This window comes from Afipia sp. GAS231 (assembly GCF_900103365.1).
Taxonomy (GTDB): domain Bacteria; phylum Pseudomonadota; class Alphaproteobacteria; order Rhizobiales; family Xanthobacteraceae; genus Bradyrhizobium.
The window spans coordinates 1,854,447-1,876,532 of the sequence record NZ_LT629703.1 but is presented as its reverse complement, the minus strand read 5'-3'; the positions used below and the strand labels follow the sequence as shown (position 1 = coordinate 1,876,532).

Sequence of the window (22,086 nt, the reverse complement as noted above, 5' to 3'; positions counted from 1 at the left end):
CCTCGTCAGCCTGCGTTGCGGCGTGGATTGCGCAGCGTCTGCAGCAGCGATTTTTCACGGCTGTTGACATCGGTAACCGTGCCGCTGGCATCGATCGCGAAGCGAACGGCGGTCCGCTCGGTCCCGGCGCTCTGCAGCATGATGGTGTCGTAATAGACCACTTGAACGGTCGGGTTGAGCTTCTCGACCTTCACCGAGACCGGAACGGCTTCATGGCCCATGGCAATGAAGTGGTAGACGTTGACGGTGTATTCGCCGGCGACGATGCCGCGAATGCTCACCGTTTCCTGCCGGATCGGCGACAGTACCTTGCGGCCGTTGACCAGAATGAAATCGTTGGCGCCGCCGCGATCGTCGCGGTCGAGCAGCATGAAACCGGCTTCGCGCCGGCGGTACCAGACCATATTGCCGATCGGATCCTGCACGAACATGTCGAAATCGTCCGGGTGCTGGTCGGGCCAGCTCATCGTCACCAGGAATTCGGCCTTGCTGTCGATCTTGCCGTCCTTGGCCTCGGGCGCAATCGCCAGCAGCGCGATGAAAAACAGGAACGCCAGCACCTGAAGCGCCTTGAACAGCATGACCGCGAACGGGTCGAACGGCTCCTCCTGCGGCATCAGTTCGAATTCGTCGATCATTCCGCTGCCTCAGGCCGGTCTTCGAGCACCGAGACGACGCGAACCTCGGTCAGACCGACGGCGTAGGCGAACAGTTTTGCGGTCGCGTCATCGAGCATGTAATACTGGATCCTGACCAGGATCGAGCCGACGAGGCCGGCGAGCGTGGTGTACATGGCGACCGCCATGCCGTCGCTCATCAGGTTCATCGACGACCTGATGGTGCTGCGATCGCCAGGGTCCATGCCTGCGATCGGCGCCAGCATCATGATGAATCCGATGATGGTGCCGAGCAGGCCGAGCTTCATCAGCGTATCGCTGGCGAAGGCGCCGAACTGGTTGGAGCCGCGCAGCCGTCCCGCAAGCCCGCGCAGCAACAGGGTCTGGTCGATACGCCGCGGTCCCTGCAGCCGTGCCTTGACCGCCAGATCATGGATATGTCCCGCGACGAGGCCGCGCGGGAGCTCGCCGGCGCCTTCGACGATAACGGCGTCGCCGTCGAGATGAAGCGGGCCCAATCCTGCCTCGATCAACGCTCCGCCGCGCCGTGCCGCATCGGCCTCGCGCGAGATCGCGATCGTGCGCCACAGGCAGTGCAGTGACGCAGCCACATAGAGCAAGCCGATGATGGAAGAGATGTAGGTGCGATCGCTTGCGACCATCTGCCGGATCAATCCGAAACGCCACAGCAGGATGAACGCAAACAGGCAGAGCCCGGTAAACACCAGCCATCGCAGCAGCGGGCCACGGTCACCGAAGGAATCAATATCCGCGTTCGTCGTTGGCATTCTTGCACCTCGACATCGGACAGGAGGCCGAGCGTTCCACATGCCGTCGAGGCAGGCAAACCGAATCCGCTGCAACATCCATTCAAAATGTTGTTGGGTGAAAGCACTTCAACGCGCCCCGCGTGCCTTTGTCGCGCGCAATTTTGCCCAAGAGAGAACTAAGTTTGTCCAAGAGAGAAATTTCGGTTGTTTGGGTGTCACTTGGCGTACTTGCGCGGCATCTGGGGTGGCCCTACGTTCGACGCCGGTGCGGACCTCGCGCCAAAACTACTTGGGAGACTCGCTATGACTTGGAAGACTCCGAAGGTTGTCGAAGTGTCGGTGGGCATGGAAATCAACATGTACGCCTGCGCAGCGCGCAAGTAGACAGCATCAAGGCGATCTGCCCGGCTCCGGCAGCAAGTTCGCTGTTTCGAGTCGGGCAGGCGTGCGCTTTCCTCACGCCGCTTCCCGCACCCAATGGTGCTGAGGCCCGTCGGACGTGCTTTAGAGAGCGTTGTTCGGCGCCGCCGTCTGATCCCAGAACCCGCCACGGAATGTCTTTCGCCAGATCGGCTCCGATCGGCGGCTGCGATGGCTCACGACCTTTCTCCGGATTATGCTAGGCTGCCTTACGGTCAGCGCTGCTGTCGCTTTCGTCCGCTCCAAGGTGTGAATGTCTAGTTGCGCAAAATCGATCCGGGCGATCATCGTGTGCTTTGCGGCGGTGGTTCCGGCTGCCGTTCAGGCCGCAGAGGGCATCGATACCGAGCATATCTTCGGCTTCATGATCGGCACCGATGTCGGCAATGTCGGCGAGCGCGAGTTTCAAACCGAGACGACCGGCCGGTTCGGCAAGAGCGGCGGAACGTACCGGGCGGGCGGCCAGCAAGTCGAACTGGAGTTCGTGCCCGTTAAAAATTTCCGAATCGAACTGGGAAGCACGTTTTCGGCGCAGGATATCAACGGCGTTCCGGGGTTCGATGATCGCCGCCAACTGGGATGGCAGGGCGTCTCGGTGGATTTCCGCTACCGGTTTCTCGACCGGGAAACAGCTCCGTTCGGCCTGACCGTCGCGGTCGAGCCGCATGCCGACCGCATCGATGAATCCACGGCCGCGGCGGTCCGCAAATACGGCACGGACCTCACCGTGGCATTCGATCGCGACATTGTTCCCAACGTCGCGGTTGCGGCGCTCAATCTGATCTATCAGCCGGAGTGGACACGCTTCGTCGGGACGGGAGCCGCGGAGCAGGAGTCGACGGTCGGCGCCGCATTCGCCGTGATGGCGCAGTTACGTCCGGGGTTTCTGCTCGGCGGTGAAGCGCGGTACTTACGGAAATATGAGGGCATAGGTCTGGAGGAGTTCTCCGGCCAGGCGCTGTTCATCGGCCCGACGGCGTATTTCCAGCTATCCGAACGTTCCCGGCTGACCGCAAGCTGGAGCGTCCAGGCCTGGGGACGTCCGGCCGGATCGGGAGCCACCCTCGATCTCGTCAATTTCGAGCGGCATCAGGCCCGGCTGGTGTTCGGCGTCAACTTCTAAGGCCTTGCAGGCTCTACCTGATTCAGGGTCGGGCTCTTCCCCCGCATTTTCACGGTGGTGTGAAACCTCGCTTCCTCGGGTACGTATTTGTGCGTGCTATGTTTTTGACGAATCAATCTGGGGCAAATCAATCCGAGGGATCTCAGGCATGAATCCGATCGACCTGATTGTGACCGTATGTGCGGTGCTGTCTCCAACCACCTGCGAGGACACCCATCTGGTGTTTTCCTACAGTGGTTCGCTGACGCAATGCGTCATGGCCGCGCCGCCGTACATCGCGCAATGGGTCGGCGACCATCCGAAGTGGACCGCGGTCAAATGGCGCTGCGAATATCCGCACACCAACGACAAAGCGGACGCCGGCAAGCCAACTCACGCAGGCTGAAGCGGATCGCCTCAGCCGGCGGTGTCGCACGGGCTATTTGTTGCAGTCCTTGAGATCCTTGTCCGCAATCGAAAACACCGCATCCGCCTTGATTTCAATGTCGCGCACCATGCATTGCCGTGAGTCCCGGTAGCTCACCTTGGCGTCGTAGCGGCCCGGTTCAACGCCCGTGATGCGCAGCCGTTCGTCGTGGTCGACTTCCCCGTCCTTGTCATTCAGGGTCTGGTTCGGCCCCCAGTCGGTCTTTCCGGCAGGCGAGAGCTGAAAACCTGAAATCGTCGCCGTGGTCAGGTTCCACAACCGGATGCCTTTTCCCTTGCTTTGCGCGGCGAGCTGGCTCGGCAACGAACTCGCCAAGGCGATCAGCGAGACAGTGACGATGGTCCACGCACGCAACATGGCAGCCTCCCCGGAGATTTGAACCGCTTCCGCGATCGCCTTCTTTTCAGAACGACGATCATAGCATAGCTTCCGGCCAACAGCGTTTTCAAGCGAAGCGGATTCCGGTTCGCGTAAAGAAAACGCGTCGAAGCAAGAGAGTGGAGCCCGGTTCTGATGCCATCAGAACCGATAAGGCTCCGGCAGTCGGAGAATGGACATGACGTTTGCTGGATCGATCGGACGTAGTGTCGGCGCACTGGCTGTGCTGCTGTCAGCGGTCGTTACGACGCACGCCGACGACAACGATTATCCGACCTCGGCCCGCTCCGAATATGTGTTCGGCTGCCTGAAGGCGAATGGCGAAACGCGACAGGCGATCGAGCAATGCTCCTGTTCGATCGATGTTGTCGCGTCGCTCGTGCCCTATGACCGCTATGTCACCGCGGAGACGGTGTTGAGCATGTCCCAGGTCAGGGGTAATTTGGGAGGCCAGTTCCGCACCTCCGAGCAGGCGACAAGCGCGCTCAATGATCTCCGGCGTGCTCAGGCCGAAGCCGAAGTCAGGTGTTTCTGAGGCGCAGCATCGCTAAAATCCGTCCGGCACCCGGTCGCTCGACGTCAAATGCCAGACGCGTCGACACTCCATTCGTGCTGGAACACGTGGCCTTCGCTATCCCGGGCCTCGGCGCGAAAGCGCTTGGCGCCGTTCGAGACATAGGTGAAGCGGATATTGGGATCTTCCGAAATCGAAATCCCGCCTTCCATCGTCAGTATCGGGCTGCCGTCCTGCCAGAGATGCAGTTCGTTGACGAAGAACGCCGGGATGTAGAGCTGCGTGACCTGGTCCATCTGCAGGCCGGAATTGTTGGGGTGGCCGATCATGATCTGGGCCTCGCGGGCGCCGCTGGTCGGACCTTCGCCGGATTTCGCGAATTGTCGGTAGCGCATCTGGCCCAGCCGGCTATTGGCTTCTTCGGCATTCTTGGCGGCAGGCGCGGAGCAGCCGCCGGACGCCTTGACGTAGGTCTTCGTCACGTAGAGCTTGCCGTCGCTGAGCTCGGCCACGGCATGAACGTCGGTATAATTATTGACGCGCACGCGCGTCGAAATTTCCGACACCCTTGCGTCCGGACCGAGCGCGAACTTCGCTGCCATCGGTGCGGGGTTCTGGTCGATGACCAGCGTAATGCTGACGACGCGACGGCTGTCGCCTGGCGAAAGCTTGGTTTTCAAGGTGACGGGAACGATCGCCGCGTCCTCGGCGCGGTAGGGCATTTCGATCGCAATCACGTCATTGCCATCGTTCATGGTGCGATTGCTGAAGATGTCCTGAACCAGGCCAGGCCACGGGTCATAAGCCTCCGGCGTTGCCGCAGGCGTCTGCTGCGCGCCGAGCACAAGCAGGCCGGCGATGCAGAGCAGGCGGAAATGAGCTTTGGGCATGGTCGCACCCTTCGCGAAGGTGGAAGCAACGACGCTAATATACCGCATTGCGTTGGCTATTCCCATTCAATTTCGGAGAATGCTGCGGTTGCGTTACGGGCATTGTAGTCGTCGAACAACTCCCACCGCGATCGCTCGGAAGCCGCGGCCGTATTGGCGGCAGCCGTGATCGGCTTGCCGCCGGCGACCAGCGCACGAACGTCCGACGCCAGCGTCCCGAGATAACGGCGCTCGTCGGCCAACGCTGCGGGCCATGCGCTCACAGCGCCGTGACCGGGAACCACGCGCTGCGCGGGCAGGGTGGCAAGTTCATCGATGACGGCGAGATACCCGCGAATGCTGCCGTCCATCACCGGGATATGGGTGAGGAACACCAGGTCGCCCGCGAACAGCGTTCCGGTCTGCTCGTCGAGCACGGTGAGGTCGCTGTCGCTGTGCGCCGTCGGCCACGCCTGCAGCAGCAGGGTTCGCGAACCCAGGTCGAGCCTGAGCGTGCCGTCGACCAGAAGCGTCGGGGAAACGATCCGCACCGGGTCGATCAATTCGTCGCCCATGATGCGGCGAAAAGCATCGATGTAAAACTGGCCACGCGTGGCCAGTGCCCGCGGCAGATTCTTGTGGCCTACAAATACGGTTCCATCGGCCACGAAGGCGGCATTGCCAAAAACGTGATCGGGATGGCCGTGGGTGTTGATGACGTATCGGATCGGCTTGTCGGTGCGCGCGCGGATGGCTGCGAGCAGCCGGTCGCCTTCGCGAACGCTGCCGCCGGTATCGATCACCGCGACCGCGTCCTGGCCGATGACAAATCCGATGTTGGCGATGTCGCCGCTGTTCTCGCGCGTCATCAGCGCGACCTGGCCGTCGTGCACGAATGCACCGGGAGCGATCTCGCTGACCGGCAACGGGGCGTGTTGCTGAGCCTGCGCCAGCGTCGATGTCCCGAGGATCGCGAACGCGACGACGATCAACACGCAGCGAGCCATGGTTTTGCCTCCGTGCCACCACGAAGCGATATTGATGATCCGTGTTCCGTCGCCATGGTTGGTTTGCGTCGCAACAGACGGAGTAGAATTTCGCGAGGATTATTCCTGTTGCACGCTCCGGTTCGGAAGCATAGCATTTTGATTGTCTGCGGCTCACGTGAACTTCGGTTCGTTGCGATCGCTGACGCCGATGGATGGTTCGCAACATGGTGGGCGCGACGTGCAACAGCTCTCGATGACACATGTCTTAACAAACGTTGCTGGACGACGTCGCTGGCTGTTGGTTTCCCTGGTTGTCGTTGCCGCACTCTTGCTCGGCCGCGGTGCGGCGGTCGCACAGATCAACGAAACCGGCGATCTGTCGATCGAGCTTGTCGATCCCAAGGTGTTGCGCGTCTGTGCCGATCCGCGCAACCTGCCGTTCTCGAACGAGAAGGGCGAGGGTTTCGAGAACAAGCTCGCCGAACTGTTTGCAGAAAAGCTGCAGAAGAAGCTCGACTATATGTACTTTCCGCAGGCGACCGGCTTCGTCCGGATGACGCTTGGCGCCCATCGTTGCGATGTCATCATGGGCTTTCCGCAGGGCGACGAACTGGTGCAAGGCACCAATCCCTACTACCGCACGGCCTATGCGCTGGTCGCCAAGCCGGGCAGCGGCCTCGACGAAGTCAACACGCTGGATGACGAGCGCCTGAAGGGCAAGCATATCGGCATCGTCGCCGGCACGCCGCCCGCCACCAACATGGCGGCCAACGGCCTGATGATCAATGCAAAGCCCTATCCGCTGATGATCGATACCCGGTTCGACTCGTCGGCTGAGGCGATGATCGGCGATCTGATGTCAGGTACGATCGATGCCGGGATTTTGTGGGGCCCGATGGCGGGCTTCTATGCCAAGCGCGCCAGCCCGCCGCTCCACGTCACACCGCTCGTCAAGGAAACGACGGGACCTCGATTGACCTTTCGCATTGGCATGGGGGTGCGAGGCGCGGACCAGAACTGGAAGCGCCTGCTCAATCGGCTGATCCAGGAAAATCAGCCGGCGATCAACAAGATACTGCTCGACTTCGGCGTTCCCTTGCTCGACGAGAACGACCGGCCGCTCGGTTCGGAGACCGCAACAAAACTGCCATGATCTGGAAGATCACGGGTCTGATCCTTACGATGATCGCATCGACGATCCCGGCTCCCGCGCAGCAGAGTCCGCCGGAGCCCGACCAATACCGCATGGAAAATTACCGCACGCCGGTGCCCGCGACGCTCACCGGCGGGCGCGTTCTCACTACGGCGGAGGCCGAGACGATCTGGCGCGCAAAGAGCGGCGTTTTCATCGATGTGCTGCCGCGCGCGCCCAAGCCGCAAAATCTTCCCGCCGGCACGATTTGGCGCGACAAGCCTCGGCTCAACATCCCCGGCAGTGTATGGCTGCCGGACACCGGTTACGGCAAGCTGTCGACCGCGACCGAGGACTATCTGAAGCAGGGGATCAAGCGCGTTTCCGGCGGCAACGACGCCATGCTGCTGGTGGTCTACTGCCAGGCCGATTGCTGGATGTCCTGGAATGCGGCGAAACGAATCCTGTCGTACGGCTACCGCGATGTGGCGTGGTACCCGGAAGGCACTGACGGCTGGGAATTCGCCGGCCTGCCGCTGGAGGAATCGCAGCCGGAGCCGCGCGCGGCGGAAGAGACGCTGGCGCCGCGATAATCTCCGCGGTGCGGCAGTGCTACTCCATCTCCTGCTGAATCGTGCGGCCCAGCGCAAACAACCGCTGGTCGATCGCGGTCGGTACCTCGCAGACGAATTTGACCACGCGCCGCCGGTCCTCGAAGATTCGGGTCTCCCAGACCAGTTGATTGCCGAACTCCTCGACCTTGGCCTGATCGGGCTTCGGCGCGTCCTGCAGCGCCTGCAACGCCAGCGTATCGGCGCGAATTTTATCCGCGGCCTCGCGCTGCTTGCGCATCACCCGCTCGAGACCGTTCATGACCGATGAACGCTGCGCGTTAAGGGTATCGAACAGGCCGGCGAACAGCAGTCTGCCCCGGGTCGCTTTGTCGGCCGCTGCGGCGGTCAAAAATTCTGCGACCGCCTTCTGGGCTTCTTCGAGCGGGAGCTTTCGTGCGGACAGCTTCGACACCAGTGCACTCACCTTGGCATCGTCCTTCCATTTGTCCCTGAGATCGTCGAGCGGCGGACCGGCCCACACCGCCGCCAGCGATATCTCCGGTACCTTGGCCTGGGCGCACGGCCAATCCGGGTAACGCGGATCGGCAGCCATGCAGAGGCCAGCCGACATCACCGTGGCAAGCAGCGTGGCGATCGCGACACCGACTGGAATTCGCCGTCTCATGTCTCGCCTCCGGCAGGTCCGCGGCGGATCAAGCCGCGCGATGGATCGTAGGCGTAGATCGCGCCCAACATGAAGACGGCGCTGCAGCCGCCCACCACCGCCAGCGAAATCCAGTTGGTCTGTCCGTACAACGCAAAGCGTATCAGTTCGACCGCATGGGTAAACGGATTGAACAGGCAGACATAGTAGAGCAGGGGGCTGCCTTCCTGAACCCGCCACAGCGGATAAAGCGCGGAGGAAGCAAAGAACATCGGAAAGATCACGAAGTTCATCACGCCGGCAAAGTTCTCCAACTGCTTGATGCCGGAAGAGATCAGCATGCCGAGTGCGCCCAGCATCAGGCCGGACAGGATCAACGCCGGCAGCACCGTGAGATAGCCCGTCGGCGGCGGGGCGATGTCCCAGAACCAGGCGATCAACAGGAAGGCGTAGACCTGCAGCAGCGAGACCGCGGTGCCGGCGAGCAGCTTGCAGAACAGAAGGTACCCGCGCGGCAGCGGGCTCACCAGCAAGGTGCGCATGTTGCCCATCTCGCGGTCGTAGACCATCGAGAGCGAGGACTGCATGCCGTTGAAGAGCTGGATCATCGCCATCAACCCGGGCGCGATATAGACCTCGTAGAGAATGTAGGTCTCGTATGGCGGGATGATGGAAATGCCGAGCACCTGGCGGAAGCCGGCCGCAAAGATGAACAGCCACACCAGCGGCCGCACCAGCGCGGAGATGAAACGCTCGCGCTGATGCAGGAAACGTAATGCCTCGCGCCACACGATGCCGTTCAGGCAAATGAGATATTCCGCGAATGAGAAGCCGCTCCGGGCAGGCCTGACGATCGTGGAGCTCATGGCGTGTCGCTCCCGATCCGTTCCGCGGCGCCGGTCAGGCGCATGAACGCGGAATTGACGTTATCGGCGCCGGCCTCGGCGACGACGCGCGCGACCGGTCCCTGCGCCAGGATTTTCCCCTGATGCAGCACGACGAGGTCGTCGCTGGCGGCGACCTCGTCGAACAGATGCGTGGCCCAGAGAACGCCGATGCCCTGCTCGGTGACGAGCTGCCGGACGTGGCTGAGGATATCGGCCCGGGCCTTGACGTCGAGCCCGACGGTGGCTTCATCGAGCAGCAACAGCCGCGGCCGGTGCAGCAGAGCGCGCGCGATTTCCAGCCGCCGCATCTGGCCACCGGAGAGATCGCGCACCTTGCTGCCGGCGCGATCGGCAAGCCCGATGCGGGTCAGCACCTCGCCGCTGCGCAAGCGCGCGTCACGCCGGCCGATGCCGTGCAGGGCTGCGTGATACAGCAGGTTTTGCGTCACCGAGAGATCGAGATCGAGCGTGCGCGGCTGGAACACGACGCCGAGCAGCCGTAGTGCCTCGCCCGGCGTAAGCCCGATGTCATGGCCGAAAATGCCGATGTGGCCGGCCTGGATTCCGAACAGCCGCGTCACCAAAGCGAACAGCGTGCTCTTGCCGGCGCCGTTGAGCCCGAGCAGCGCCGTGAAACTCGCCGGGGCGACGGTAAAGCTGATGTCGATGAGCGCGCGTCGCGGACCATAGCTATGGTTGACGCCGCTAATCGACAGCGCTTGCGTTCCGGCCGCGCAAGCGGGGGCAGGGACGTCCTGTGTATCCTGGCCGGCAGTGGGTGCGGCTGAAGTCATCATGGCTGCGCAATCGTGATGCCCCAGGGCAGCTCGCCGACCTGGATGGTCTTGATGACCTTTTGCGCGGCGACGTCGATCACCGAGACGTCGTTCGACACGCCATTGGTCACCAGCAGAAACTTTTCCTCCGGCGTGAACGCCATGTGCCAGACCCGCTGGCCGACCAGAAGATACTTTTTGACCGCGTGGCTCGTGCCGTCGACGACGGCGATGCGGTTGGCCGGGCCGAGCGCGATGAACGCGGTCTTGCCGTCTTTGGTCATGCCGATGCCGACAGGCTGGATCGCTTCGCGCCGCAGGCCTGGAATCTCGAAGGTGATCTTTCCGGTCACCGCGTGTTTGGCAGGGTCGATCACCGACACGGTGCCGCCGATCTCGGACGATACCCATAGTTCGGAGCCGTCACGCTTGAATTCGGCAAAGCGCGGCCGCGAGTCGACCAGCACATTGGCGACGACCTGGCGCGTCGCGGTGTCGATGAAATGCGCCATGTTGGTCGTTTCTGACGTGTTGATCAGCGTCTTGCCATCGGGACTGATCGCCATGCCTTCAGGCTCGACGCCGACCTGGATGTCGCCGAGGCGCACGCGCTTCTCGAGATCGATGATCGTTACCGTGTTGTCGTTCTCGTTGGCGACATAAAGCGTCTTGCCGGCGGCGTCCTGGGTGAACAGTTCCGGATCGGGGCCGGAGGGCAGGGAATCCACCACCTGTTGGGTCTTGGTGTCGATGACCTCGATCTTGTCGTCGTCGCCGACCGCGACCAGCACGAACTTGCCATCTCGCGTGAATTCGATGCCGCGCGGTCGCTGGCCGACCTTGATGGTTCTGGTGACCGTCCAGCTGTCGGTGTCGATGACCGAGACGGTATTGCTCTTCTCGTTTGACACGTAGGCCATGAAGGCGTGCGCGGGCGAGGCGGCCGCGAGCGATACCGCCATCACCGGGAGCAGACAACCACGCCACATGCGAAACCTCTCCGTCTTCAGTGCAGCTTGTTTTAGTGCAGCTTGCATTTGGTCTCCGGGCGATCGACGCCGAGCGTATCGAGTTCCGAGACCTGATGCAGAAAACCTTCCTGCGGCGAAACCGAGACGACCATGCGACCGTCGACCAGAAGGATCGGCTGGCGAAGCTGCAGATTCCAGTCGCGCAGTGTCAGCCGCTGTCCCTTGAAGGCCGCAACCGAAAAGTCGGGTCCTTTGACGAAATCGAACACCGTTTTGGGGTCGCCGGAGTTGGTGCGCGATGTCGCCTCGCCGAGCATGCGCACCGCGGTCCACGCCTGCATGTCCAGCGCGGTCATATGCCGTGAGTTCAGTTTCATGAACCGGTTCTGCATCTGCACCGCGCCCCATTGGTCCTGCGCTGCATCCCAACTGGCCGGCACCAACCCCGCCGAGCCCGCGACCGGGCGCGGATCCCAGGTGCGATAGGGCAGATAGGACGCGAACACCTCGCTTTCATCGGCGGCGACCAGAACGTCATAGGCCGGCGCAGCTTGCGTGAACACCGGCATTTGACGCTGGATCAGCGTCACGCCGCTGTCGGTGCGGCGGGCGCCGCCGGTGTCCTCGAACGTCCGCTCCTGGACGATCTTGGCGCCAAAGCGCGATGCGGCGCGTCGCAGCGCATCGGCATAGAGCTTGTCCTGGTCGTGTGAGCCCGCGACCAGCAGCCAGCGCTTCCACTGCTTCCACACCAGATACTGCGCGAGTGCGTCCGCGAGCATCGAGCGCGTCGGTGCGACATGGACGATGTTGGCGCGACAATCGGTTTCGCGCAACCGGTCGTCGATCGATCCGGCGTTCAGCAACACGGTTCCGCGCTCGCGCACCGCATCGGCGGCTTTCAGCAACTCATCCGCCGGCAGGTCGGCGATGATGAAGCCGTTGCGGCCGGCCAGTGTCGTCGCTGCCTTCGCGGCGTCGTCGCCGTCCTTGAGTCGAACCTCTTCCAGCGTAAAATGCTGATTGAGGAATTTTCCGGTGGTGTTGTTGTCCTCGATGGCGAGCCGCGCGCCCGCCACGCCGTCGTTCTCGGCCGGCTGTTCGACCAGCGACAGTTTTGCCTTGACGCCGGCGTGACCGAGATAGCCGATGCCGATCTCGAGCGGATCAGCCGCGAGCACAGGGGTAGCCACGACGCAAAAGCCGATCGCAGCAACCAACCATCGGATCATGGTTCCTCCCGATGCGCCTCATCGATTGACGGAGGACGCTTGACAGGAAACATGACCGAATTCTCGCAGCTTGCAACCCCACCTTGGTCGCCGTGCCACCGTCAGCGCGAGAGATCACTGTTTCGAGAGCGCCGGTCATCGCCATGGAATTAAGGCGCGACCGAATTCAGGCTTTCAGGCGCGTGGCGTGCCAGCGCAGGTGATCGGTCATGAAGGTGGAGATGAAGTAGTAGCTGTGATCGTAACCGGCCTGACGGCGCAAGGTGAGGGGAATGCCGGCCGTGTCGCAGGCGGCCTTCAGCAATTCGGGACGAAGCTGTTCGGTGAGAAACGGATCGGCGTCGCCGTAATCCACCAGCAGGTCTGCAAATTTGGCGCCGTCCTCGATCAGCGCCACCGCATCGTGCTGGCGCCATGGCTGCTTGTTGTCGCCGAGATAGCCGCCGAGCGCCTTGATACCCCAGGGCACGCGCGATGGTGCGACGATCGGCGCAAACGCGGTTGCGGCGCGGTAACGGTCGGGATGGCGCAGGGCTGCGGTGAGCGCGCCGTGGCCGCCCATGGAGTGGCCGAGGATGGACTGCCGTCTGGAATCGACCGGGAATTGCGCGGCGATCAGTTCCGGCAATTCGGCCGTGACATAGCTCCACATGCGGTAATGACGATCAAACGGCGCCTGCGTTGCATCGACATAGAAGCCGGCGCCGAGCCCGAAATCGTAGGCTTTGGCGGGATCGCCGGGCACGCCTTCGCCGCGCGGGCTGGTATCGGGCGCCACGAAGATCAAACCCAGTTCGGCGCAGGCGTTGCGGAATTCACCTTTTTCGGTGACGTTGGCGTGGGTGCAGGTCAGTCCCGACAGATACCAGATCACCGGAAGCTTCGCGCCCTCGGGGTGCGGCGGCACGTAAACCGAAAACACCATGTCGGTTCCGGTCTCGCGACTGGCGTGTTTGTAGACGCCTTGCGTGCCGCCATACGATCGGTTGAGCGAAACGGTCTGCATGGTCACGCCCATAAGTTCAAGCCTTCGACGTCATGCGCTTCAGGCGACGCCGCTCTCGATCGCAAACCGGACCAGTTCGACAGAGGTCCGCACGCCAAGCTTCTGGCGCATGATCGAGGAGGTGTTGGCGACCGTCTTGTAGGAGGAGTGAACGAGCCAGGCGACCTCGGAGAGACTCTTGCCGGCGCTCAGCAGGCGCAAGATCTCCATCTCGCGCGTCGTCAGTTTGGAAAGCGGGCTCTGGGCAAAGGCCGGGCCGGCGAACGCAATGCTTCGCGCCATCGCGGGCGGCAAATATTCTCCGCCCTTTCCGACCTCATGGATGGCCTCGACGAGGTCATGGGGATCGCCGGTCTTCGAGACGTAACCCTTGGCGCCGATCTCGATCGCGCGGGCGGCGAATACCGGATCGTCATTCATGCTGAACATGATGATGCGGGCGGAGGCGTCGCGGACGAGAATGCGTCGCGCCAGTTCGAATCCCGACACCGTCGGCAGGTTGATGTCGATCACGCAGATGTCGGGCCGCTCGGTGTTGAAGACCCGTTCGCCGCTCTCGGCGTCGCAGGCTTCCAGCAACACGACAGCGGGTTCGTCGGCGAGAACGGCGCGGCAGCCCGATGCCACGATCGGATGGTCATCTACGATCAGAATGCGCATGGCATTATCTCCGATGCGTCCCGTGATGTGTCCGCAACGCGTCGCGTTGCTGCACCGCATCAGTTGCATGCGCATCGGTATCAGACTCGCCTTCAACCGATTATGCAACGGAAGCGATGTTGCTGTACGCTTCCATTAGATGGCCGCCTCATCGTCTGTCAACGTTCCTCTTGGTGAGGAACCGGAAGCAACGCGGCCTCCGATGAACTTTTGGACAAACGTCATGTGGCAAAAATTATCCCTGCGGGCCCGGATCAATTTGCTTCTGGCCTTCGTCCTTGCGCTCGGTTTGGCCATCAACATTGCGCGGCTGGTGGTCGAGGCGACGCCCCGTGTCCAGGCCGAAGATCAGAGCGTCATCCGGCTGGCGCGCGAGTTTGTCGAAACGATCGTCGCCGGCCTGAATGAAGCGCCGGACCCCGAGGCGCGGCTGAACCAGATCGTGCGCGATCTGAGCCGGCTGCGTCACGTCAGTATTGCACGGCAGGACGATGCGGCCGAAATTTCCCGGCCATCCGCCCGCTCCGATGACGATGACAGCGCCCGTTCGCCGCCGGCGTGGTTCGTCGCCCTGGTTCACCCGGAGAAAACCTCGGTGAGCGTGCCGATCACGATCCGCGGCAGGCCGCAAGCGCTTGTAATCACGTCGCATCCCGATGACGAGATGGCGGAAATCTGGGATGGCATCGTGACCCAGCTCGAGGTCGGCTCGGCCATTGCCGCGGCGCTGCTTTTGATCACGATGACGGTCGTTGGCCGTGCGCTGGCGCCGCTCAAGGCGCTTTCGCAAGCGATGACCGACATCGAGTCCGGGCGTTACGGGACGCGCGTGACGCCGGGTGGCGCGCCCGAACTGGCGGCGATCTGTACCAGGTTGAACCACCTTGCGGCGACGCTGGGCGGCGCCGTCGAGGAAAATCGGCATCTCGCCGAGCGGACTGTCTCGGCCCAGGACGTTGAACGCAAGGAGATTGCGCGCGAGCTGCATGACGAGTTCGGACCTTATCTTTTTGCACTGCGCGCGCATGCCGGCGCGTTGATGCGGCTTTCGGACGTCGGCGCGCCGGACGCGAACGCGTTGCGAAGGCACGGCGGCGCGATCCTGGAGCAGGTCAATGCGCTGCAGCAGTTCAACCGCAGGATTCTGGAGCGGCTTCGGCCCGTGGGACTGGCGGAGCTCGGGCTTCGCGAGGCGCTCGGCGCCTTGCTGCGTCTTTGGGGTGAATCTCATCCCGACATGGCGATCGAAACGACGATCTCGTCCGCGCTTGGCGAGACCGGAGAAACCGCGGAGCTCACGATCTATCGCGTCATCCAGGAAGCGTTGACCAACGTCTTCCGCCATGCCGGCGCGACCTCCGTCAATGTCAGCGTCGAACCGGCGGAACAGCCGACAGGATTGCATGCCGACCGCAGCTTCGCGCGCGTGCGCGTCCGCGACAATGGCAGCGGCATGAAACCGGATCACAAGCTCGGCTTCGGTCTTACCGGGATGCGCGAGCGGATTTTGGCGTTGGGCGGCACGCTCACGATCGCGTCCGACGAGGGCGGCGTGACGGTGGAAGCGCTGGTTCCCAGCGGCGCGCGCGCCTGAATCGGTCCGGTAGATCCGGGTTGCGTCGCGTCGCTTCGGGAATTCTTCCCGCGACACGTCGGGAAAGATGGTGCATTCGAACCCGGACCTTTTGCAGGTAGCGCAATCCCGGCATCGCATTAGGATCGTTCACAACCCGACCGGCGGTTCATAACGTGACGGCGGGGAGTGGGATGACGTGGATGGGCGCCCGGCGGCTTGTAATAGTTTCGATGTCGGTGTGCCTGCTTCCCGGCACGGAACAGGCATATGCCCAAAGCGCCCCCGGCGAGGCCCAGACGTTGCCGCCGATCGTGGTGTCGGCACCGGCTTCGCGCGCCAAACGCGGCCCCACCCAGCAAGCTGCACGCACGGCACGGAAACCCTCCCGCGTCGTCTATGTGTACTCGACCACGCCCGCTGCGGGCTCCGGCTCCAGCATTGACGTCGACAAGATTCCGGCCAGCGTCAATTTCGTCGACGCCGCGCGCATCGCGCGCACGGGGTCAATGAATATTACCGACGCGCTGCTGCAACAGGTGCCGGGTGTCAGCATCAACGAGGTGGCCGGCAATCCGTTTCAGCCGAACGTCGAGTTCCGCGGCTTCGTAGCATCACCGGTAGCCGGGACGCCGCAGGGCCTTGCGGTCTACCAGAACGGAGTGCGCATTAACGAAGCCTTCGGCGACACCGTCAACTGGGACCTGATTCCGACCGCCGCGATCAAATCGGTCAGCGTCGTGACCAACAATCCCGCCTTCGGGCTCAATGCCCTCGGCGGGGCGGTCAACGTGCAGATGAAGGACGGTTTCAACTATCACGGCGCCGAGATCGACACGATGGGCGGCTCGTTCGGCCGGATCCAGAGTTCGGCGCAATGGGGCAAGCAGGTCGACGGCAATTTTGCCGTCTACGGCGCCCTCGAAGGACTGCACGACAACGGCTTTCGAAATTTTTCGGTCTCCGACGTGCGCCGCTTCTACGGCGATGTCGGCTACAAGAACGAAAACAGCGAGTTTCATCTCAATATGGGCGTTGCCGACAACAAGTTCGGCGCGACCGCCACCGTGCCGGTCGAATTGCTGCAGCAATATTGGGGCGCCACCTACACCTCGCCGCAGATCACCAATAACCGCGTTGGCTATGTTAATTTGACCGGAAAGGTCGAGGCGACGCCGACCTGGACGATCGAAGGCTCGGCCCATGTGCGGGTCTTCGACCAGAAGGCGGTCGACGCCAATCCGACCGGCACCCGGCCATGCGCGGCCGATGCGACCCTGCTTTGCTTCGGCAACGATACGACGCCGGCGAATGGCCTGAACGGCGCCCAGCTCGCCAATCCCTTCGACCCCGCCGCCGTCCTCGGCGAAACCGACCGAACGACGACCCGGTCGACGACTGGCGGCTTTTCGCTGCAGGCGACCAACAGCGATCAGCTGTTCGGGCACAACAACCATTTCGTGGTCGGAACCAGCTTCGATTACAGCGTGACCCGCTTCGGGGCCAGCGCCGAACTCGGCACCATCGGCACCAACTACGTGGTCAGCGGCAGCGGAATCTTTCTGGGGCAATCCGGCGACCCGGTGTCGATCGGCCCGGTTTCGCTGCGCACCACCAACCAGTACAACGGGCTTTACGCGCTCGATACGTTCGACGTCACCAATGCGTTCTCGCTGACCGGGGGCGGGCGGTTCAATTACGCGCGAATCGAATTGCAGGATCAGATCGGAACCGCGCTCAACGGCAACGAGACCTTCACCCGGTTCAATCCGATCATCGGCGGCACCTACAAGATCACGTCCAATGTAACTGCCTATGCCGGCTATTCCGAAGCCAACCGGGTACCGACGCCGCTGGAACTGGGGTGCGCCGATCCGGCCCGTCCCTGCATCATCGCGGCGTTTCTGGTCTCCGATCCGCCGTTGAAGCAGGTGGTGTCGCGCACGGTCGAAGCGGGCTTCCGCGGATCGCATGAGCTTAGTATCGGAACGCTGGGATGGAAGCTCGGTGCGTTCCGCGCCACCAATACCGACGACATCCTGGCGATCCCGAGCCCGGCCTTGCAGGGTTTCGGCTATTTCCAGAACGTCGGTTCAACCCGCCGGCAAGGCATCGAGGCCCAGGTCAGTCTGCAATCGAAGGCGTTGCAGCTCTACGCCAGCTACGCGCTCGTGGACGCGCGTTTCCTCGACTCGCTGCAGGTCGGTTCCAACAGCCCGTTCGCGGACACCAACGGCAACGTCCAGATTTCGCCCGGCAACCGGATTCCCGCGATCCCGCGCAACCGGATCAAGGCCGGCTTCGACTATTCGATCACCGACGCGCTCAAGGTCGGCGGCGATGCGTTGTTCGTCAGCGATCAGTATTTCGTCGGCGACGAGTCCAATCAGGCGCAGAGGGTGCCGTCCTACACGGTTTTCAATGCCCATGCCTCGTATCAGATCGACAAACGGTTCCAGATTTACGGGCGCGTCGACAACATTTTCGACAACCGCTATGCGACCTACGGCACCTTTTTCGATACCGGGGCGGTTCCCAATTTCACCGCTGGACCAACGACGAATTTCGCGAATGGAGGCGTATCGTTTACCGATGCGCGTTCGCTTAGCCCGGCGCGGCCGCGTGGGTTCTACGTCGGGTTAAAGGCGACCTTCTAGAGCCGGCCCGAACCGAAAATCCAGTTCTCAGGCCAAAAGGCTCAAGCAATGTCCGGGGAGGGGGCGCCGTGCTGCACCTTGTGGATGGCGGACGGCACGAACCCGAAATGCTTCCGGAACACGCGGCTGAAATGCGACGAACTCGAAAAGCCCCACGAGAACGCCACGTCGGTGATGGTCTTGCCGGCCTGGGTTTCGAGTTCCTGGCGGCAGTGCAGCAGCCTGGCCCGCCAGATGTGGTCGCTGACCGTCATGCCCTTGTCGCTGAACAGCATGTGCAGATAGCGCTTGGTGCAGCCGAGCTCGGCGGAGATCTGGTCGATGCTTAGATCCGGATCGCGCAAATGTTCGCGGATGAAGGCCTGGGCCCGGATGTACATCGCCTCGGGACCGACACGATCGAACATCGTATCGGCCTCGCGCAGCGGCAGCAGCAGCAGGTCGATCAGCGAATCGGCGACGCCGGTGGCGTTGTGGGGGGACAGGCTGTTGGCTTCATCGAAAGCGGCGAGCACAAAGTCGTGCGCGATGCGGCCGGTGCCGTTGCGGGCGGAAAGCTTGCACGGCGACATTTTCGTCGAGTAGAAGCCGCGTTCGCGAAGTAGCTCCTTCGGTACGATGACGACCTCGTGCCGCGTCAACGACGGGCTGACGATGGTGTGCGGACAGGAGACGTCGTAGGCGAAGCAATCGCCCGGCATGATGTCGATGCGGCGGCCGGCCTGTTCGAAATGCGAAATCCCGTAGGTCTGGAACAGGATCTTGACGAACGGATGCTCGCTCAATTTCGTGCGTGAAACCGTGTGGGCAATTCGGTGCTGGCTCGCCTCGATCTGGCAGAGCTTCAACTGCGAAACCGTGGTGTAGTTGATCCGGGCTTCGAACGACGAAGCCGCCATCGGGTCGATGTCGAATTGCCCGCAGAGATCAGTCAGGGCATCTGACCAAATCTGAACCTGCTTCTTCGGCGACAATCCGGCAGTGCTGAGTGAGCGGATTGTATCGGACATGATCCAGCCACCGTTTCGAGATCGAGACGCGACTTTCACCCCAAGTTCCGGTCGCGCGAATGCACTATCGGTCTAATTTAAGGCAGTCGTAGGGAAGCGCGCGCGGATTCTTCCCGATATCCCGTTGACAATCCTCCGACTTAGTTGCGACCGCGTCAAGGGGAACGTCAACCCAAGGTCGCCGCGGATGCAGCCGTCGGAAATCGGTTGTAGCGCGCGTCCGCCGATTGATGCTCCGCAACATAGGCCATCGATGGATGGGTCGGGCCCACCGCATGGTCGGAAAAAAAGTTTGCCGTGTTTCGCTTTTGAGCAAGGAACGGTTCGCTCTTGGGCAAGTTTCCCATTCCCGAACGGGATAGGGATAGGGATCAAGAAGGCAAAGAATGGGCCGTTCCAACGGAAACCCAAAACTCGTAATCTGGGAGGATCCACTATGCGCAAGGTGCTATTCGCGACCTGGGTTGGCGCCGTGGCGGCATTCGCCGCTGGGCCAGCCGCTGCCAACGACGAACTCAACAAGATGGCGCAAAACCCGAAGGACTGGGTGATGCCCGCTGGCGATTACGCCAATACGCGCTATTCGAAGCTCAATCAGATCACCGCGGCCAATGTCGGCAAGTTGCAGGTCGCGTGGACATTCTCGACCGGCGTGTTGCGCGGCCATGAAGGCGGACCGCTGATCATCGGCAACATGATGTACGTCCACACCCCGTTCCCGAACAAGGTCTATGCACTTGACCTGTCCAAGGACAACGAGATCGTCTGGAAGTACGAGCCCAAGCAAGACCCGAACGTCATTCCGGTGATGTGCTGCGATACGGTCAACCGCGGCGTCGCCTATGGCGACGGCAAGATCTTCCTGCATCAGGCCGACACCACGCTGGTCGCGCTGGATGCCAAGACCGGACAGGTCGCCTGGACGGTGAAGAACGGCGATCCGAGCAAGGGATCAACCGGCACTTCCGCCCCGCTCGTGGTCAAGGACAAGGTGCTGGTCGGCATCTCCGGCGGCGAATTCGGCGTGCAATGCCACGTCACCGCCTACGACACGAAGACCGGCAAGCAGGCCTGGCGCGCGTTCTCCGAAGGGCCGGACGACCAGATCATGTTCGACCCGGACAAGACCATGGCGCTCGGCAAGCCGGTCGGCAAGGATTCGAGCCTGGTGACCTGGCAGGGCGACCAATGGAAAATCGGCGGCGGCTGCACATGGGGCTGGATGTCCTATGATCCCGCGCTCAACACGGTCTATTACGGCTCGGGCAATCCCTCGACCTGGAATCCCAAGCAGCGTCCCGGGGACAACAAATGGTCGATGACCATCTTCGCACGCGACGCCGACACCGGAATGGCCAAGTGGGTCTACCAGATGACGCCCCATGACGAATGGGACTACGACGGCGTCAACGAAATGATCCTCAGCGACCAGACGATGAATGGTGCGCCCCGCAAGCTGCTGACGCATTTCGATCGTAACGGCCTCGGCTATACGCTCGATCGGGTCACCGGCGAATTGCTGGTCGCCGACAAGTTCGACCCCAAAGTCAACTGGACCTCTGGCGTCGACATGAACAAGAGCTCGCCGACCTACGGACGGCCGAAGGTTCTCGATCAGTATTCGACCGACAAGCAGGGCGAAGACCACAACAACAAGGGTATCTGCCCGGCCGCCCTCGGCTCCAAGGACGAGCAGCCCGGCGCCTACTCGCCGGATACGCAACTGTTCTACGTGCCGACCAACCACGTCTGCATGGACTACGAGCCGTTCAAGGTAAGCTACACCGCGGGCCAGCCCTATGTCGGCGCGACGCTCTCGATGTATCCGCCTCCCGGCGAGACCAACATGGGTAACTTCATTGCTTGGGACGGCAAGACGGGCAAGATCGTCTGGTCGAACAAGGAACAGTTCTCGGTCTGGTCAGGAGCGCTCGCTACCGCCGGCGGCGTGGTGTTCTACGGAACGCTCGAAGGCTACCTCAAGGCGGTCGACGCCAAGACGGGCAAGGAACTCTACAAGTTCAAGACCCCGTCCGGCATCATCGGCAACGTCACTACCTATGAGAACGGCGGCAGGCAGTACATCGCCGTGCTATCCGGCGTCGGCGGCTGGGCGGGTATCGGCCTTGCTGCCGGTCTGACGGATCCGACGGCCGGCCTCGGCGCCGTCGGTGGCTACGCTGCGCTGAGCAACTACACCGCGCTCGGCGGATCCCTGACGGTGTTCGCGCTGCCGCAGTGAGCTGACGTCAACCTCGTTCCGGTGCATGGCCTGGTCCATGCGCCGGTTCGACTGCCACCGAATGTTAGGGAAAACGCTCTTGCGTAAAATATGGGTTATGGTTGCCGCGATCGCCTTCGTGGCACCCGAGGGAATTGTCTGCGCCGAGGATGCGGCCGATCCAACCGCGGTGAAATCCGAGGACGGCAAGTATCTCGACAAGGACGGCAGCCCGACCTTCAAGGTCGCGGCCGACGGAACGGTCGACTGGTACACCTACTCCGGATACCGCCGTTATCATTCCGAATGCCATGTCTGCCACGGGCCGGACGGAATGGGCTCGACCTACGCGCCGGCGTTGAAGGATTCGCTGAAGACGATGAGCTATCCCGACTTCCTCGGCGTGGTCGCGAGCGGTCGCAAGAACGTCTCTACGGCACAGGAGAATGTCATGCCGGCATTCGGCGACAACCCGAACGTCGCCTGCTACATGGACGATCTCTACGTCTATCTCCGCGCCCGCGCCAACGATGCGGTCGGGCGCGTGCGGCCGGCGAAGCACGAAGACAAGACCGACGATTACACCAAGGCCGAAACCGGTTGCATGGGAAAGTGACGAACGCATGAATCCGCCGA

At 62.3% G+C, this 22,086-nt stretch carries 23 protein-coding genes; 10 read left to right on the top strand and 13 right to left on the bottom strand.

All coding sequences use genetic code 11. From position 1 onward, the window contains the following. Positions 1–5: 5 nt before the first annotated feature. Positions 6–638 (bottom strand): hypothetical protein, encoded by a 633-nt coding sequence (locus BLS26_RS08970; protein WP_092510272.1) that lies wholly within the window; start codon positions 636–638, stop codon positions 6–8. Further along, positions 635–1,405, bottom strand: coding sequence for a MotA/TolQ/ExbB proton channel family protein (locus tag BLS26_RS08965; protein ID WP_092510270.1), 771 nt, complete (start codon positions 1,403–1,405; stop codon positions 635–637). The genes BLS26_RS08970 and BLS26_RS08965 overlap by 4 nt, the downstream gene beginning before the upstream one ends. Positions 1,406–1,690: 285 nt before the next feature. On the opposite strand from BLS26_RS08965, the gene pqqA reads away from it, so the two are divergent. The 3 genes from pqqA to BLS26_RS08950 all read left to right on the top strand — a co-directional run bounded on the left by pqqA (position 1,691) and on the right by BLS26_RS08950 (position 3,315). Then, positions 1,691–1,771 carry a pyrroloquinoline quinone precursor peptide PqqA gene (gene pqqA / locus BLS26_RS08960; RefSeq protein WP_092517845.1) on the top strand — a complete coding sequence of 27 codons (81 nt, stop codon included), beginning with the start codon at positions 1,691–1,693 and terminating at the stop codon, positions 1,769–1,771. A gap of 289 nt (positions 1,772–2,060) precedes the next feature. After that, on the top strand, positions 2,061–2,930 hold the full coding sequence (locus BLS26_RS08955) for a hypothetical protein (protein WP_092510268.1): 870 nt from the start codon (positions 2,061–2,063) through the stop codon (positions 2,928–2,930). Between the two features lie 148 nt (positions 2,931–3,078). Further along, positions 3,079–3,315: a hypothetical protein gene (locus tag BLS26_RS08950; RefSeq protein WP_092510266.1), complete on the top strand. Its 237-nt coding sequence runs from the start codon at positions 3,079–3,081 to the stop codon at positions 3,313–3,315. A 33-nt stretch (positions 3,316–3,348) separates the two neighbouring features. Here BLS26_RS08950 and BLS26_RS08945 read toward each other — a convergent pair whose 3' ends face one another. Then, complete coding sequence (locus BLS26_RS08945; protein WP_172804573.1) at positions 3,349–3,714, bottom strand: hypothetical protein; 366 nt, start codon at positions 3,712–3,714, stop codon at positions 3,349–3,351. Between the two features lie 199 nt (positions 3,715–3,913). On the opposite strand from BLS26_RS08945, the gene BLS26_RS08940 reads away from it, so the two are divergent. Then, entirely contained in the window at positions 3,914–4,270 is a 357-nt protein-coding gene (locus BLS26_RS08940) for a hypothetical protein (protein ID WP_244541888.1), read from the top strand. Positions 4,271–4,314: 44 nt separating this feature from the next. On the opposite strand, the gene BLS26_RS08935 is transcribed toward BLS26_RS08940, so the two are convergent. After that, positions 4,315–5,139 (bottom strand): quinoprotein dehydrogenase-associated SoxYZ-like carrier, encoded by an 825-nt coding sequence (locus BLS26_RS08935; RefSeq protein WP_092517825.1) that lies wholly within the window; start codon positions 5,137–5,139, stop codon positions 4,315–4,317. Positions 5,140–5,195: 56 nt separating this feature from the next. Next, entirely contained in the window at positions 5,196–6,125 is a 930-nt protein-coding gene (locus BLS26_RS08930; protein WP_092510264.1) for a quinoprotein relay system zinc metallohydrolase 2, read from the bottom strand. Positions 6,126–6,360: 235 nt separating this feature from the next. On the opposite strand from BLS26_RS08930, the gene BLS26_RS08925 reads away from it, so the two are divergent. Together BLS26_RS08925 and BLS26_RS08920 are read left to right on the top strand one after the other, a co-directional pair. After that, on the top strand, positions 6,361–7,260 hold the full coding sequence (locus BLS26_RS08925; RefSeq protein ID WP_092517824.1) for a substrate-binding domain-containing protein: 900 nt from the start codon (positions 6,361–6,363) through the stop codon (positions 7,258–7,260). Continuing rightward, complete coding sequence (locus BLS26_RS08920; protein WP_092510262.1) at positions 7,257–7,832, top strand: PQQ-dependent catabolism-associated CXXCW motif protein; 576 nt, start codon at positions 7,257–7,259, stop codon at positions 7,830–7,832. Before BLS26_RS08925 ends, BLS26_RS08920 begins: the two co-directional genes overlap by 4 nt. Before the next feature lie 19 nt (positions 7,833–7,851). On the opposite strand, the gene BLS26_RS08915 is transcribed toward BLS26_RS08920, so the two are convergent. The 7 genes from BLS26_RS08915 to BLS26_RS08885 form a co-directional block, all read right to left on the bottom strand. Then, positions 7,852–8,424, bottom strand: coding sequence for a hypothetical protein (locus tag BLS26_RS08915; RefSeq protein WP_092517823.1), 573 nt, complete (start codon positions 8,422–8,424; stop codon positions 7,852–7,854). Between the two features lie 50 nt (positions 8,425–8,474). After that, on the bottom strand, positions 8,475–9,323 hold the full coding sequence (locus BLS26_RS08910) for an ABC transporter permease (RefSeq protein WP_092510260.1): 849 nt from the start codon (positions 9,321–9,323) through the stop codon (positions 8,475–8,477). Further along, positions 9,320–10,138 carry an ABC transporter ATP-binding protein gene (locus BLS26_RS08905; protein ID WP_092517822.1) on the bottom strand — a complete coding sequence of 273 codons (819 nt, stop codon included), beginning with the start codon at positions 10,136–10,138 and terminating at the stop codon, positions 9,320–9,322. The genes BLS26_RS08910 and BLS26_RS08905 overlap by 4 nt, the downstream gene beginning before the upstream one ends. Then, a complete protein-coding gene (locus BLS26_RS08900) occupies positions 10,138–11,109 on the bottom strand; it encodes a YVTN family beta-propeller repeat protein (protein ID WP_244541886.1) in 972 nt (323 codons plus the stop codon). Before BLS26_RS08900 ends, BLS26_RS08905 begins: the two co-directional genes overlap by 1 nt. 32 nt (positions 11,110–11,141) lie before the next feature. After that, positions 11,142–12,323 carry an ABC transporter substrate-binding protein gene (locus tag BLS26_RS08895; RefSeq protein ID WP_092510256.1) on the bottom strand — a complete coding sequence of 394 codons (1,182 nt, stop codon included), beginning with the start codon at positions 12,321–12,323 and terminating at the stop codon, positions 11,142–11,144. A 166-nt stretch (positions 12,324–12,489) separates the two neighbouring features. Then, a complete protein-coding gene (gene fghA / locus BLS26_RS08890; RefSeq protein ID WP_092517821.1) occupies positions 12,490–13,335 on the bottom strand; it encodes an S-formylglutathione hydrolase in 846 nt (281 codons plus the stop codon). 33 nt (positions 13,336–13,368) lie between these two features. Continuing rightward, on the bottom strand, positions 13,369–13,989 hold the full coding sequence (locus BLS26_RS08885; RefSeq protein WP_092517820.1) for a response regulator transcription factor: 621 nt from the start codon (positions 13,987–13,989) through the stop codon (positions 13,369–13,371). 223 nt (positions 13,990–14,212) lie between these two features. Between BLS26_RS08885 and BLS26_RS08880 the strand changes: the two genes are divergently transcribed. Together BLS26_RS08880 and BLS26_RS08875 are read left to right on the top strand one after the other, a co-directional pair. Then, positions 14,213–15,583, top strand: a complete 1,371-nt coding sequence (locus BLS26_RS08880; protein WP_092510254.1) for a histidine kinase — start codon at positions 14,213–14,215, stop codon at positions 15,581–15,583. Positions 15,584–15,756: 173 nt separating this feature from the next. Continuing rightward, a complete protein-coding gene (locus tag BLS26_RS08875) occupies positions 15,757–18,219 on the top strand; it encodes a TonB-dependent receptor (protein WP_092510252.1) in 2,463 nt (820 codons plus the stop codon). Positions 18,220–18,260: 41 nt separating this feature from the next. On the opposite strand, the gene BLS26_RS08870 is transcribed toward BLS26_RS08875, so the two are convergent. Then, positions 18,261–19,229 (bottom strand): helix-turn-helix domain-containing protein, encoded by a 969-nt coding sequence (locus BLS26_RS08870; protein WP_092510250.1) that lies wholly within the window; start codon positions 19,227–19,229, stop codon positions 18,261–18,263. Positions 19,230–19,665: 436 nt separating this feature from the next. Here BLS26_RS08870 and xoxF5 point away from each other — a divergent pair, with 436 nt between their 5' ends. Both xoxF5 and BLS26_RS08855 read left to right on the top strand, forming a co-directional pair. Next, positions 19,666–21,471 carry a lanthanide-dependent methanol dehydrogenase XoxF5 gene (gene xoxF5 / locus BLS26_RS08860; protein WP_092510246.1) on the top strand — a complete coding sequence of 602 codons (1,806 nt, stop codon included), beginning with the start codon at positions 19,666–19,668 and terminating at the stop codon, positions 21,469–21,471. Between the two features lie 97 nt (positions 21,472–21,568). Then, positions 21,569–22,066, top strand: a complete 498-nt coding sequence (locus tag BLS26_RS08855; RefSeq protein ID WP_092510244.1) for a c-type cytochrome, methanol metabolism-related — start codon at positions 21,569–21,571, stop codon at positions 22,064–22,066. The last annotated feature ends 20 nt before the right edge of the window (positions 22,067–22,086 follow it).

What these genes read in the sequence shown, in the direction of transcription:
- BLS26_RS08965 (WP_092510270.1), bottom strand. Translation starts at nt 1,405, where the DNA reads ATGCCAACGACGAACGCGGATATTGATTCCTTCGGTGACCGTGGCCCG.
- BLS26_RS08905 (WP_092517822.1), bottom strand. Translation starts at nt 10,138, where the DNA reads ATGACTTCAGCCGCACCCACTGCCGGCCAGGATACACAGGACGTCCCT.
- BLS26_RS08935 (WP_092517825.1), bottom strand. Translation starts at nt 5,139, where the DNA reads ATGCCCAAAGCTCATTTCCGCCTGCTCTGCATCGCCGGCCTGCTTGTG.
- BLS26_RS08925 (WP_092517824.1), top strand. Translation starts at nt 6,361, where the DNA reads ATGACACATGTCTTAACAAACGTTGCTGGACGACGTCGCTGGCTGTTG.
- BLS26_RS08885 (WP_092517820.1), bottom strand. Translation starts at nt 13,989, where the DNA reads ATGCGCATTCTGATCGTAGATGACCATCCGATCGTGGCATCGGGCTGC.
- BLS26_RS08920 (WP_092510262.1), top strand. Translation starts at nt 7,257, where the DNA reads ATGATCTGGAAGATCACGGGTCTGATCCTTACGATGATCGCATCGACG.
- BLS26_RS08880 (WP_092510254.1), top strand. Translation starts at nt 14,213, where the DNA reads ATGTGGCAAAAATTATCCCTGCGGGCCCGGATCAATTTGCTTCTGGCC.
- BLS26_RS08900 (WP_244541886.1), bottom strand. Translation starts at nt 11,109, where the DNA reads ATGTGGCGTGGTTGTCTGCTCCCGGTGATGGCGGTATCGCTCGCGGCC.
- pqqA (WP_092517845.1), top strand. Translation starts at nt 1,691, where the DNA reads ATGACTTGGAAGACTCCGAAGGTTGTCGAAGTGTCGGTGGGCATGGAA.
- BLS26_RS08910 (WP_092510260.1), bottom strand. Translation starts at nt 9,323, where the DNA reads ATGAGCTCCACGATCGTCAGGCCTGCCCGGAGCGGCTTCTCATTCGCG.
- BLS26_RS08855 (WP_092510244.1), top strand. Translation starts at nt 21,569, where the DNA reads ATGGTTGCCGCGATCGCCTTCGTGGCACCCGAGGGAATTGTCTGCGCC.
- BLS26_RS08875 (WP_092510252.1), top strand. Translation starts at nt 15,757, where the DNA reads ATGACGTGGATGGGCGCCCGGCGGCTTGTAATAGTTTCGATGTCGGTG.
- BLS26_RS08895 (WP_092510256.1), bottom strand. Translation starts at nt 12,323, where the DNA reads ATGATCCGATGGTTGGTTGCTGCGATCGGCTTTTGCGTCGTGGCTACC.
- BLS26_RS08970 (WP_092510272.1), bottom strand. Translation starts at nt 638, where the DNA reads ATGATCGACGAATTCGAACTGATGCCGCAGGAGGAGCCGTTCGACCCG.
- BLS26_RS08955 (WP_092510268.1), top strand. Translation starts at nt 2,061, where the DNA reads ATGTCTAGTTGCGCAAAATCGATCCGGGCGATCATCGTGTGCTTTGCG.
- BLS26_RS08950 (WP_092510266.1), top strand. Translation starts at nt 3,079, where the DNA reads ATGAATCCGATCGACCTGATTGTGACCGTATGTGCGGTGCTGTCTCCA.
- BLS26_RS08945 (WP_172804573.1), bottom strand. Translation starts at nt 3,714, where the DNA reads ATGTTGCGTGCGTGGACCATCGTCACTGTCTCGCTGATCGCCTTGGCG.
- xoxF5 (WP_092510246.1), top strand. Translation starts at nt 19,666, where the DNA reads ATGCGCAAGGTGCTATTCGCGACCTGGGTTGGCGCCGTGGCGGCATTC.
- BLS26_RS08870 (WP_092510250.1), bottom strand. Translation starts at nt 19,229, where the DNA reads ATGTCCGATACAATCCGCTCACTCAGCACTGCCGGATTGTCGCCGAAG.
- BLS26_RS08930 (WP_092510264.1), bottom strand. Translation starts at nt 6,125, where the DNA reads ATGGCTCGCTGCGTGTTGATCGTCGTCGCGTTCGCGATCCTCGGGACA.
- BLS26_RS08940 (WP_244541888.1), top strand. Translation starts at nt 3,914, where the DNA reads ATGACGTTTGCTGGATCGATCGGACGTAGTGTCGGCGCACTGGCTGTG.
- BLS26_RS08915 (WP_092517823.1), bottom strand. Translation starts at nt 8,424, where the DNA reads ATGTCGGCTGGCCTCTGCATGGCTGCCGATCCGCGTTACCCGGATTGG.